The sequence below is a fragment of the Phreatobacter sp. GW821-FHT04C01 genome, from assembly GCF_059420385.1.
Genome location: NZ_JBWKTP010000003.1, coordinates 271564 through 284029 on the forward strand (window position 1 = coordinate 271564; position 12466 = coordinate 284029).

At 68.2% G+C, this 12466-nt stretch carries 10 protein-coding genes; 4 read left to right on the plus strand and 6 right to left on the minus strand.

Annotated features, from left to right (window positions below; genetic code table 11):
* Entirely contained in the window at positions 1 to 1116 is a 1116-nt protein-coding gene (locus AC07WJ_RS13010) for a 4-oxalomesaconate tautomerase (protein ID WP_494935016.1), read from the minus strand.
* Between the two features lie 348 nt (positions 1117 to 1464).
* Between AC07WJ_RS13010 and AC07WJ_RS13015 the strand changes: the two genes are divergently transcribed.
* On the plus strand, positions 1465 to 2565 hold the full coding sequence (locus AC07WJ_RS13015) for an LLM class flavin-dependent oxidoreductase (protein WP_494935586.1): 1101 nt from the start codon (positions 1465 to 1467) through the stop codon (positions 2563 to 2565).
* A gap of 128 nt (positions 2566 to 2693) precedes the next feature.
* Positions 2694 to 3200: a flavin reductase family protein gene (locus AC07WJ_RS13020; protein WP_494935017.1), complete on the plus strand. Its 507-nt coding sequence runs from the start codon at positions 2694 to 2696 to the stop codon at positions 3198 to 3200.
* A gap of 90 nt (positions 3201 to 3290) precedes the next feature.
* On the opposite strand, the gene AC07WJ_RS13025 is transcribed toward AC07WJ_RS13020, so the two are convergent.
* Entirely contained in the window at positions 3291 to 5180 is a 1890-nt protein-coding gene (locus AC07WJ_RS13025) for a sigma-54-dependent Fis family transcriptional regulator (protein WP_494935018.1), read from the minus strand.
* A 504-nt stretch (positions 5181 to 5684) separates the two neighbouring features.
* Positions 5685 to 5954, minus strand: coding sequence for a hypothetical protein (locus AC07WJ_RS13030; RefSeq protein WP_494935019.1), 270 nt, complete (start codon positions 5952 to 5954; stop codon positions 5685 to 5687).
* A gap of 95 nt (positions 5955 to 6049) precedes the next feature.
* Between AC07WJ_RS13030 and AC07WJ_RS13035 the strand changes: the two genes are divergently transcribed.
* The gene (locus AC07WJ_RS13035; RefSeq protein ID WP_494935020.1) at positions 6050 to 6301 is read left to right on the plus strand and encodes a hypothetical protein; all 252 of its coding nucleotides are present in this window, start codon (positions 6050 to 6052) and stop codon (positions 6299 to 6301) included.
* A 15-nt stretch (positions 6302 to 6316) separates the two neighbouring features.
* On the opposite strand, the gene AC07WJ_RS13040 is transcribed toward AC07WJ_RS13035, so the two are convergent.
* The 3 genes from AC07WJ_RS13040 to AC07WJ_RS13050 form a co-directional block, all read right to left on the minus strand.
* On the minus strand, positions 6317 to 7579 hold the full coding sequence (locus tag AC07WJ_RS13040) for an acetyl-CoA hydrolase/transferase family protein (protein WP_494935021.1): 1263 nt from the start codon (positions 7577 to 7579) through the stop codon (positions 6317 to 6319).
* Positions 7580 to 7645: 66 nt separating this feature from the next.
* Positions 7646 to 8977 carry a sigma-54-dependent transcriptional regulator gene (locus tag AC07WJ_RS13045; protein ID WP_494935022.1) on the minus strand — a complete coding sequence of 444 codons (1332 nt, stop codon included), beginning with the start codon at positions 8975 to 8977 and terminating at the stop codon, positions 7646 to 7648.
* Complete coding sequence (locus tag AC07WJ_RS13050) at positions 8977 to 10821, minus strand: sensor histidine kinase (RefSeq protein WP_494935587.1); 1845 nt, start codon at positions 10819 to 10821, stop codon at positions 8977 to 8979. Before AC07WJ_RS13050 ends, AC07WJ_RS13045 begins: the two co-directional genes overlap by 1 nt.
* Before the next feature lie 312 nt (positions 10822 to 11133).
* Here AC07WJ_RS13050 and AC07WJ_RS13055 point away from each other — a divergent pair, with 312 nt between their 5' ends.
* On the plus strand, positions 11134 to 12465 hold the full coding sequence (locus AC07WJ_RS13055; protein WP_494935023.1) for a dicarboxylate/amino acid:cation symporter: 1332 nt from the start codon (positions 11134 to 11136) through the stop codon (positions 12463 to 12465).
* The last annotated feature ends 1 nt before the right edge of the window (position 12466 follow it).

The window sequence follows — 12466 nt, forward strand, 5'->3', positions numbered from 1 at the left end:
CTATTCGGCGGCGCGGGGAAACAGGGCGGCGCCTTCCGGAAGCACGGCGGCGTGGACGAAGACCGTGCCGTCGAACAGCGCGCGCGCCGTACGCAGCAGGCCGGCGCGGGCGACGACCGGCGCATCCGCGGTCCCGCCGACCTCGAGCCGGACGGTGAATTCGCCGGTCGGATGCTCGACCGAAACCAGCTTGGTCGACCCTTCCGGCAGGCGCGCGACCTTGGCCGCGGGCGAGCCCGGCAGCACGCAGGCGGTGGCGACCGAAACGGCCGCGAAGACCCCGATCGCGGCATGGCATTCATGGGGAATGAAGCTGCGCGTCGAGACGTGGCCGTCGGCGATCGGCGGCGCCACCAGGCAGATCTTCGGCACGTTCTTGTTGGCCGCGTCGGCGATATTCATCAAGGGCGAGGCGGCGAGCCGGATCTCTTCGAGCCGGGCCTTCAGCTCCATATCCGTGTTGAGCTGGTCATGCGGCTCGTAGCCGGTGCGGCCGACGGCGGAGGCGGCGAGCACGATCACCGGCATGCCGTTGTCGATCAAGGTGACGTCGACGCCGGCGACATGATCCACGGCCCGGCCGGTCGGCAAAAGCGCGCCGCAGACCGAACCCGCCGCGTCGAGAAAGTCGATGGCGACGGGTGCGGCCGTGCCTGGCACGCCGTCGATGCGGGCATCACCTGCGTAATTGACCCGGCCGCCGGGGGTCTCGATCAGCAGCTCGGCGATCGTGCCGGTATTGACGGTGCGCACCTTGACCCGGGTCACCGGATCCTGCGCCGCGATCAGCCCGCGCTCGATGGCGAAGGGCGCGACGCCGGCCAGGATATTGCCGCAGTTCTGGTTGGTATCGACGCGTGGCTTGTCGACCAGCACCTGGGCGAACAGGAAGTCGATATCGCAATCGGCCTCGGTCGATCGCGAGACGATCGCCACCTTGCTGGTCAGCGGGTGGGCGCCGCCTATGCCGTCGATCTGGCGCGGGTCGGGCGAGCCCATCACGGATAGCAGCAGGGCGTCGCGCAACGCGCTATCCGCCGGCAGGTCGGACGCCAGGAAATAGGCTCCCTTGGACGTGCCGCCGCGCATCATCATGCATCGAAGGGCTGTCTGCATCGGCTTGGGTCTCGGTGGAATGACGCCACGATGACGCCGGCCGACTGATGAAGCAAATGATCTGTTCTCCGCGATCGATGAACCAAATCGATCAAAGCACAGGGCGACGCGCGCGGACGTTCGCTCGCCGGGACCGCGGTCTCATGTCGTCTCACACCTGCGACATCGGCGTCGCGAGGTTGCGACGGGATCGGCAGGCGTACTTCCGGGCCGTCGATCGGTAGATCTGAAAAGTCTCGGTTTTCCGGCCCGCCGCCGCAGTCGCTTCGCCATGGCATGGCTGTTGCTGAACAGACCCCGCAAGGCGCGACAAGACGCTTGCGACGACACCACATGAAGGGAAACACCATGGAAATCGGCTATTTCACCATGCCGTCCCATCCGCCGGAGAGAGGGCTGAAGGACGGCCACGACTGGGACCTGCAGGTTCTGCGCTGGTGCGACGAACTCGGCTATCAGGAGGCCTGGATCGGCGAGCACCACACCGCGCCCTGGGAGCCGCATCCGGCGCCGGACCTGCTGCTCGCCCAGGCCTTCCTGCAGACCAAGAATATCCGGCTCGGCCCGGGCGGCTTCCTGCTGCCCTATCACCACCCTGCCGAACTCGCCAACCGCGTCGCCATGCTGGATCACCTGTCCGAGGGCCGGCTCAATTTCGGCGTGGCGGCGAGCGGCCTGCCGAGCGACTGGGCCATGTTCAATGTCGATGGCATGTCGGGGCAGAACCGCGACATGACCCGCGAGGCGCTGGAGATCATCCTGCGGCTGTGGACCGAGGATGCCCCGTTCACCCACCAGGGCAAGTTCTGGACGGTGACCAAGCCGGACGTGATGTTCGACTTCCTGAAACCGCACATCAAGCCGGTCCAGAGCCCGCATCCGCCGATCGCGGTGGCGGGATTGAGCAAGGGGTCGGACACGCTGAAGCTCGCCGGCGAACGCGGTTTCATCCCGATGAGCCTCAATCTGAACCCGGCCTATGTCTCCAGCCACTGGGAATCGGTCGAGATCGGTGCCGCCCGCACCGGCCGCACGCCCAACCGTCAGGATTGGCGCATGGTGCGCGAGGTCTTCGTCGCCGAGACCGACGAGGAGGCTTGGAAGCTGTCGGTCGGCGGCATGATGGGCCGGATGATGAGTGAGTATTTCCTGCAGCTGCTCGCCCATTTCGGCTTCAAGGACTATCTCAAACATGCCCCCGACGTGCCCGACAGCGACGTGACCGTCGACTATTGCGCGCGGCACAACTGGATCGTCGGTTCGCCGTCGACGGTCGCCGAGAAGATCGAGACGATCTACAATCAGGTCGGCGGCTTCGGCACGCTGCTGGTCTTCGGTTTCGACTACAAGGACAATCCGGAGGTCTGGCACAACTCCCTGCGGCTGCTGGCGAAAGAGGTCATGCCGCGACTGAAGCACCTGTCGCCGAACCTGGTTCGCGCCGCGTAGGACAAGCGACGGGGCGGCCCCGCCGCTCCGTCTCCACACAGCCTGTCGGGTGGTCTCGAGGGCGCGCGGGAGATGTCCCTTGCGGCCGCGGGATCGCGCGTCGAAACGGCCAGGGGACCCTCACGACAATGGAAGCTCAGATCTACAAACAGGCCATGCGCCACTGCGCCGGCGCCGTGGCGCTGGTGACGGTCGGCCGCGAGGCCGGCCGACGGACCGGCCTGACCGTCACCTCGGTCTGCTCGCTGTCGGACGATCCGCCCTCGCTCATCGTCTGCGTCAATCGCAATGCCAGCGCCCATCCGCGCATTCGCGAGGAGGGCTGTTTCGTGGTCAATTTCCTCGGCGAGGACCATGCGCCGCTGGCGCTCACTTTCGCCGGCCAGAAGGGGCTCGCCGGCGACGCGCGTTTCGCGCTTGGGGATTGGGCGGCGCGCGCCACCGGCACGCCGGTTCTCGCCGATGCCGTCGTCGCCTTCGATTGCGACCTGCGGGAGGAGTTCGAGACCGGCACCCATTCGGTCTTTGTCGGCAATGTGCGGGACGTTTATCTCAGCGAGGGCCATATCGGCGCCGGGGCGAGCCCCCTGGTCTATGTCCGCGGTGGTTTCCATGGGGTCAGGACGATCGCCTGAGAGCTTGCGTTGAGCTGAGGGGCTGATCGCTTCGGAGTGAAGTGGCTTGCACATAGCCACATGCCCGGTTCGATTCCAGATGATCGAACCCTAAACGCGCCCGGCGCCGTTCCGGAGCCGCTTGATCTTCCGGTAGAGTGTCGCCCGGCTGATGCCGAGTGCGCCGGCGGCTTCCGGCACCCGCCCGCCATGGCAACGCAGGGCGTCGTCGATCACGGCCCGTTCGGCGGCGGCAAGGCTCGGTGAAGGACTTTCGCCCGGTGCCGCTGACGCGGGCAGGTCCAGATCTTCCACAGCGATCACACCGGCCTGCGCCAGGCAGGCCGCGAGCCGCAGCACGTGGCGCAACTGGCGGATGTTGCCCGGCCAGTCATAGGCGAGCAGGGCCGCCCGGGCCGTCGGCGTCAACAGCGCCCCGGGCGCTTCCTCGCCGGCCATGGCGTCGATCAGCGCGGCCTTGTCGGTCCGCTCCCGCAAGGCCGGCAACGCGACCTGCATGCCGCGCAGGCGATAATACAGGTCGGCACGGAACCGGCCCTCGCGCACCAGCTGGGCAAGATCCTCGTGCGTCGCGCTGATCAGCCTGAAATCGACCGGCACCGGCCGCCCGGCGCCGAGCGGCAGCACCTCGCGGTTTTCCAGAACCCGGAGGAGGCGGGTCTGCAGCGCCGGCGGCATGTCACCGATCTCGTCGAGGAACAGGGTGCCCTTGTCGGCCTGGACGATCAGCCCCTTCGATCCGTCGCGGCGGGCACCGGTGAAGGCGCCGGCCTCGTAGCCGAACAATTCGCTGTCGATCAGGCTCTCCGGCATGGCCGCGCAATTGAGCGCGACATAGGCCCGCGCCGCCCGGCTGCTCGCGGCGTGAAGGCTGCGTGCGAACAGGTCCTTGCCGGTGCCGGTCTCGCCCTGCAGCAGCACCGGCAAATCATGGTCGGCGACAGCGGCCAGCCGCTGGACATCTCTGACGAGCGCGCCATGGCCGCCGGCCAGCCGCATCAGCGCGTCGTCGCGCGCGGCAGGCCGTCGATCGGCGCCGTGGCGGGCCGTCGTCGTGGTCCGCCGCGGTGCCGCCGGTTCGCTGATCCGGATATGGCCGAGCGGCGTGCCGTCGGGCCGGCGCATGGCCAGCGGCGTCTCGGGCTCCGCGCCCGTGGCGCCCTTGTCGATCACGACGACATCCGACAGGCGGGCGCCCGCCTGGATCGTGGCATCCGACAGGCCGAGGCCGAGCCTGGCCGAGCGGCTCGCCCCGACGATGCGCTGATCCTCGTCGAAGGCGACGAAGCCGCCCTCGTCATCCGGGCCATGCTGGACCAGCGCGGCGATCCAGGCGCTGCGGAAATGCGCGCGGAAAAAGCGTTCCTCGATCCGCCTGCTGGCCTCGACCGTGATCGCCAAGGCCAGATCATTGGCCGGCCGCTCCAGGTCGGCCCGGCAGGAGGTGATGTTGAGGGCGCCGGCGAGCCGCCCGCAATGATCGAAGACCGGCGCGACCTTGCAGCTCATCGCCGCCCAATGCTCGCGGAAATGGTCGGTGCGATGCACCGTGATCGGCCGTTCCTCGGCCAGGCAGGTGCCCACCCCATTGGTGCCTTCCACCGCCTCGGAGAACATCGAGCCGGTATAGAGCTTCCAGCGGCGGAATTCGGCCTCGTCGGCGGGCGGAATGCGGCTGGCGATCATGACCGCGTTGGTATCGGTGAAATTGACGCAATAGCCGTTGTCGCGCACCACCCGGTAGAGGTTCTCGATCTCCGGCATGGCCAGATGGATCAGCTCGTCCATCGGCGCGATGAAATCCTTCAGCTCGCTCCGGGTCAGTGTCCGCGGCGGCCCGTTCCTGGCCGGGTCGAGCTTATGGTCGATGAGGCAGCGGCGCCAGGAACTGGCGATGCGCCGGTCGGCGGCGAGGCGCGGCAGGTTCTGCGCCGCCGACAGAACGCGCTCGGCATGGTGCATCGTGCTCAGGCTGGCCATGCGTCGTCTCCCTCCCGGTATCCCCGTGGTTTTTTGTTTTGGGTCGTCTCATCCGCGGCCGTTCATTCCCCGCCGCGGGCGTGACGGTCATGGTGGGCAAGGCGGTGAGGCCGAAGCCGGGTGGCGGCGCGCCGGCCGGTCGTGCGAACGGATGGCCAATGTCGCGCAAGGCCACGGCGTTCATCACGGCGCACGCCTCCCAAGGCTGGGTCGCGGGCCAGATCGTGCGTGCGTCGGGGCGATCATGAAGGCCCTCTCATCGTGACGAGACGAAACGCGACATGTCCGGTTCAGGCAAGGATCGGACAAACCGGGTGCTGGCAACGGCCCCGGCCATCCGAGCTGCGACGGCAGTTTCGCACCGGTCCGTCATATGTCAATTCCGGCGCCGGGCCGCCGCCGCGCGCCGAGATCGGGTCATGCCCGGCGGCGACCGGCACCGATCGGTCGACGCCCCGGTCCCGGCTCCCGCCCCGGCATTGGCCGATCGGGCAGCCTGTCCGGTCAGGAGGCGATCACCGGTGCCTGCACAGGCGAATGCCCGGTCAATCGTTCGGCCAGATCGTCCATGGCGGTCATGGCGGTGGCGGCGACCCGATATTCAGGTCCTCCGACGGGCAACGCGGCGAGGGCGCGGACGCACTGCGTGCGGAGCCTGCTGATTCTGCCGAGCAGAGCTGCGGTCTCGGCCTCGGAGACCTCGCGCCCGCCGCGCCGCCCCGTCGGACTGTCGGCGGTTTCGCGAATGGCTTTGCCGCCTGGCTGGTCGGCCATGGTCCTGATCCATCGTTTGACTTTTCCGTTCTCTTTATGTTCTCATTTGGAGATGAGACGCAAGTCCCTCTGGCGCCGATCCCCAGGAGGTCGAGATGGCGAAGACGACCTATTACGTGGTGCAGCCCTACAGGCTGGTCGACGGCGAGATCGTGCCCGGCGAGCCGATCGAGAAGCGTAGCGCCGATGCGGCGCGCACGGCCGCGCGCCTGGCCGTCACTGGCGAGGACCGCGGCGCCATCGCCTTCTGCCGCTCGGGCGATCCCAATCTCGGCGAGTTCGACGAGGCCGAGATCCTGCTCAGGATCGGCGTCGTGCCCGACGAGTTTGTCGCCGCGCGGGGCTGAAACGAGCGGAAAGCCTCACCCCTCCCGCGCCATGGCGTGGGCCTGACGCGCCAGATCCTCGCGAAACCGCGGATCGGCAATGGCGATCAGCCGTTCGGCGCGGCGGTGCAGCGGCACGTTGCGCAGGTCCGCGACGCCGTGTTCGGTCACCACCAGGTCGACATCGCTGTGGCCGAGCGTGACGCGCCGGGTGCTGGCGACGATGCGGCTTGCCGCGCCGTCGCGCACCGTCGAGGGCAGGGCGATGATCGCCCGGCCGCCGCGCGCAGCGACGCCGCCGCGGGCGAAATCGGCGAGGCCGCCGACTCCGCCGATCGCCGAGCCTCCGGCCAGTTCCGAATTCACCTGGCCGGTCAGGTCGACCTCGATGGCCGAATTGACCGAGATGAAATTGTCCTGGCGGCTCAGCACGTCGAGCCCATGGGTATGCGCCGCCGGCATGACCGCGACACCGGGATTCATGTGCAAGTGGCGGTTCAGCCGGTGGGTGCCGCACACCGTATTGGTGACGGTGATGCCGGGGTCGATCGTCTTATGGGCATTGGTGATGACGCCTTGCTCGATCAGGTCGAGTACCCGGTCGGTGATCACGCCGGAATGGAAACCCAGATCGCGATGGTGGCCTAGCCCGCTCAGAATGGCGTCGGGAATGGTGCCGATGCCGATCTGCAGCGTCGCGCGATCGCCGATCAGGCCGGCAATATGGTCGGCAATGCGCTCTTCGATGGCGCCGAGCCGGCTGGCCTTGAGCTCGATCGGCGGCCGGCGCGCCGGGATCGTCGCGGTGATGGTCACGCCGTCAGGCAAGGGCGCGCCTGATGTCACCGGGATATCGGGATGGGTCTCGGCCAGCACGCAGCGTGCGTGCCGCGCGGCGAGCGCCACATAATCGTTGGCCAGTCCCAGATTATAGCCGCCCGGTCCCTCGGCGAGCTGCAGGAACACCACGTCGGCGTGGATCTCGCCGGTCTCGAAGGCGGCGTTGAGCGCGCCGTAGTGACGTGGCAGGACGTCGAGCCGGCCGGCCTTGGCGAGGCGCGTATTGGTGCCGGTCGCGCCATAGCTGAGAAAGCTGAGCGTCGGCGCGCGCTCGGGCGCGAAGGTGTGCGAGAAGCTGGTGCCGAGAAACACCTCGAGCGCACCGATGCGGTCGGCCTGGTCGACCAGCGCTTCGGTGAGGGTCACCGGCTCGGCGGTCAGCTGGCCGCAGACGATCCGGTCGTCGGGCCGCAGGAATTCGGCGAGGTCGAGGTGGTCGGGGCTGATCTGTCGAACCAAGGGTCTTGTCCCATCGTCGCTGTGATGCGGGCAGGCCGGGACCCGCCGCGGCGATGACGCCGCGCATCACCCCGCCGTGCGATACTGGTTCTGATCGATGCCATATCGGCGCAGCTTGTCGTAGAAGGTCTTCCGGGGGAGGCCGAGCGCCTCGATCGCCACGCGCACGTCGCCGCGGCTTGCCGCCAAGGCCTCGCGAATAAGGCCCGCCTCATAGGCCTCCACCCGTTCGGGCAGCGACTGGGCATGGGCGGTCGCGGGCGCCGGCGAGGCATGCGCCACCAGGCCGAGCGCCACGCGCTCGGCATAATGGGCGAGCTCGCGGACATTGCCCGGCCAGTCATGGCCGGCGAGATGGCGCCGGACGGCGGCGTCGAGCGCCGGCGGCTCGCGGCGGAAACGCTTCGCCGCGCGCGTCAGGAAATGGCCGAACAGCAGCGGGATGTCGTCGGCCCGTTCCCTGAGCGGCGGCACGCGCACCGACACGACATGCAGGCGATAATAGAGATCCTCGCGGAAGGCGCCCTGCTTGGCGAGCTGCAAGAGGTCGGTCTTGGTCGCCGCGACCAGGCGGACGTCGACCCGGCGCACCTCATTGGTGCCGAGCGGGGTGATCTCGCGGGCCTCCAGCACGCGCAGCAGCTTGACCTGCAGCCCCGGCGACATGGCCTCGATCTCGTCAAGGAACAGGGTGCCGCCATGGGCATATTCGAACCGGCCGATGCGCTTGCGCTGGGCACCGGTGAAGGCGCCCGGTTCATGGCCGAACAATTCGCTCTCGATCACCGTTTCGGGCAGCGCGCCGCAATTGACCGCGACGAAGGGGCGCGCCGCCCGGTGGCTCCAGCGATGCAGGGCATTGGCCACCACGTCCTTGCCGCTGCCGGTCTCGCCTTCCACCAGCACGTCGACATCGGCATCGGCGACCTGGTGCAGCGTCTGGCGCAGCCGCTCCATCACCGGGGTGACGCCGAGCAGCGGCAGGTCGTCGCTGGCGGCCTCGGCGGCGCGCCGCAGCGCGCGGTTTTCCAGCACCAGCCGGCGCTTTTCCAGGGCATGGCGGATGCTGCCGATCAGCCGGTCGACCGCATAGGGCTTGGCGACGAAGTCATAAGCGCCCTCGCGCATGGCATCGACCGCCATGGCGATGTCGCCATGGCCGGTGATCAGGATGACCGGCAGGTCCGGGTCGATCTTCTTCAACCGCCGGAACAGCTCCAGGCCGTCGACCCTGGGCATGCGAATATCGCTGACCACGACGCCGGCAAAACCCGCGTCGAGCGCGTCGAGCGCCGCGGTCGCCGAGGGAAAGGCGACGACGTCGAGGCCGGCCAGCACGAGCGACTGGACGTTGGCGGCGCGCAGGATGTCGTCGTCGTCGATGAAGGCGACGTCCATCAGGGAGCCCTCGGCAAGGTGATGGTGAAGACGGCACCGTTGCGGTTCTCGACGGCGAAGCTGCCGCCGGCCTCGGTGACGATATCGTTGGAAATCACCAGGCCGAGGCCGAGGCCATCGGCCTTGGTGGTGGTGAACGGCATGAACAGGGCGCCCATGACCTTGGGCGGCAAGCCCGGGCCATTATCGGCGATCTCGACGACGACCTGGTCGGCCTGACGCCGCGCGGCGATCCGGATCGCGCCGTCCTCGCGGTCGGAGAGCGCTTCGATCGCGTTCTGCAACAGATTGACCAGCACCTGTTCCAGGCGGATACGGTCGGCCGTGACCGCCAGGTCCGGCTCGGCCATGGCGACATCGAGGTCGACGGCCTGCATTCGCAGCCGGTGGCCGACCAGGAGCAGGGCGCCGTCGATGACGGCGGCCAGCGGCACGGCCTCCACCTTGGCGGGCGCCTTGCGCGCGAAGGCCCGGAGTTCGCCGGTAATGCTGCCGATCTTCTCGGTCAGCGCGGCAATGGTGGCGAGGTTGCCGCCGGCGGTCGCCAGGTCGTTGCGCGCCAGAAGCGCGCGGGCATTGTCGGCGAAGGTCCTGATGGCGGCGACCGGCTGGTTGATCTCGTGGGCGACGCTTGCCGAGATCTGGCCGAGCACGGCGAGCTTGCTCGCCTGGACCAGCTCGTCCTGCAGGTCGTCGAGAGCTGTTTGCGCCCGCTGCCTTTCGTCGATCTCGGCCAAGAGCTGGCCGTTGACGCTGCGCAGCTCGGCGGTGCGCTCGGCGACATTGGTCTCGAGCTCGCGCCTCAGGCGCTCCTGCCGTGTCCGTTCGTTGGCGCGGCGCCGGCGCGTCAGGCGCCAGAGGCCGGTGGCGCCGATGCCGATCAGCCCGGCGAGCAGGGCGACGGCCTGGGCCGCGGTGGTGGCGAGGCCGAGCGTCGGTTCGGCGGGGGCGAGCACATGCAGGCGCCAGGCGGTGGTCGGCACCTGAGCCGCATGTTCGACGAACATCCGGTCCTGGGTTCCGTCCGGCAGGCGCAGCCTGACGACATCGCGGTCAGTTCCGGTCAGCCGGGTCGCCAGCGGCAGGACCTCGAGCGAGGCGTCGCCGAATTGCAGGCTGGCGCGGATCTCGGCGCGCTGGTCCGGGGCGATCGGTGCGAGCGCATGGAAGCGCCAGGCCGGCTCGCTCGAGATCAGCACGATGCCGCGTTCGTCGGTGACGAAAGTCGGCGTGGCGAAGCGCCGCCACTCGGTTTCAATCGCCTGAACCTCGACCTTCACCACGACGATGCCGATCACCCCGTCCGGCCCATCGAGCCGGCGGGTCAGGAACAGGCCAGGCAACTGGCTCACCGTGCCGAAGGCGAAATGCTCGGCCGCGCCATGCTCCATGGCCAGCCGGTAATAGGGCCGGAAGGCATAGTTGTTGCCGACGAAACTGGTCGGCGTGCGCCAGTTGCTGGCGGCGATCGTCATGCCGCCGGGGTCGAGCAGATAGATCACCGAGACACGCGCGCCGGTGCTCAAGGTCTCGAGCTTGGGATTGAGCGCGGCGATCCGCTCCGGGTTCTTCGAGGCGAGCGCCGCGCGGACATCCGGGTCCTCGGCCAGGATCAGCGGCAGCGAGCGATGTTTCTCGATCTCGCTCTGCAGCACGGCGACCCGCAGCTCGGCGGCGGTCTCCGCGGCGACGCGGACACTGGCATAGGCCCAGCGCGCGGCGGCGTAACGCGCGCCCAAATCGAGCGCGACCAGGGTCGCCAGCGCCAGCAGCACGGCGACCGCCCGCCGTGGCGTGAGCCACCGCCTGGTCCTGCCGGGCTCGGGAGACACGAAGGCCGACATCACGCGGGCTGTCTTCTCCGATGCCGCCGGCCGCCGCCGAACCGGCGGGACCCGCGTGCGAAAATCCGCCACGACCCTAGCACGTTGTGCGGATTTCCGCACAGCAGCTCTTGTCGCGTCCTGCGAGCCTCAGCGGGAATCGTAGATTTTGCAAGGGGCTAGCTCCGGCGGCCCAAGTCGATGGCCGCTGGCACGGGCCTTGCGGACGTGGTGCTGCCCCGGTGTGAAACAGCGCCGGAGATCATGAAACCCAGCGACGGCACGAACGGCGTCCAAGACGAGGCGCCGCGGCCCAGAGGCGAGGAGACCAGGATGGCTTATGCGCTCGAAGCGCCGGCTGTGGCCGCGCAGAAGAAATTCCACCAGCATCTCTATGTTCAGGTCCTGGCCGCGATCGCCGCCGGCATCCTGCTCGGGCATTTCTATCCAACCCTCGGCGCCGAGATGAAGCCGCTCGGCGACGCCTTCATCAAGCTGGTCAAGATGATCATCGCGCCGGTCATCTTCCTGACCGTCGTCACCGGCATCGCCGGCATGCGCGACCTGGAAAAGGTCGGCCGCGTCGCCGGCAAGGCGATGATCTATTTCCTGACCTTCTCGACGCTGGCGCTGATCATCGGGCTGATCGTCGGCAATCTCGTCCAGCCCGGCGCCGGCCTGCATATCGATCCGGCAACGCTCGATCCCAAGGCGGTGGCCGGCTATACCGCCAAGGCGCATGAGCAGACCCTCACCGCCTTCCTGATGAACATCATCCCGACCTCGCCGGTCAGCGCGCTGGCCTCCGGCGACGTGCTGCAGGTGCTGTTCTTCTCGGTGTTGTTCGGCATCGCGCTGGCCGCCGTCGGCGATCGCGGCGAGCCGGTCATGGATGTCATGCAGTCCATGCTGCAGGCCATGTTCAAGCTGGTCGCCATCCTGATGAAGGCGGCCCCGATCGGCGCCTTCGGCGCCATGGCCTTCACCATTGGCCAATATGGCATCGGTTCCATCGCCAGCCTGCTGCTGCTGGTCGCGACCTTCTACCTGACCTCCTTCCTGTTCGTCTTCGTCGTGCTCGGCCTGGTCGCCCGCTATAACGGCTTCTCGATCCTGGCGCTGATCCGCTATATCAAGGAAGAGCTGCTGCTGGTGCTCGGCACCAGCTCCTCGGAAGCCGCCCTGCCGAGCCTGATGGAGAAGATGGAACGCGCCGGCTGCCGCAAATCGGTGGTCGGCCTGGTCATCCCGACCGGCTATTCGTTCAATCTCGACGGCACCAATATCTACATGACCATGGCGGCGCTGTTCATTGCCCAGGCCACCGGCATCCAGCTCAGCCTGTGGGACCAGGTGCTGCTGCTGCTCGTCGCCATGCTCTCCTCCAAGGGCGCGGCCGGCATTACCGGCGCCGGCTTCATCACGCTCGCGGCCACCCTCTCGGTGGTCCCGGCGGTGCCGGTCGCCGGCATGGCGCTGATCCTCGGCATTGATCGCTTCATGTCGGAATGCCGCGCGCTGACCAATTTTGTCGGCAACGCGGTTGCCACCATCGTGGTCGCCCGCTGGGAAGGCGAGCTCGACGAGGCGCGGCTCCAGGCGGTGCTGTCGGGCCAGGACGTGTCGGAAGCCGCCGACGAAGCCGTCGTGCTCGCCGCCGAATAAG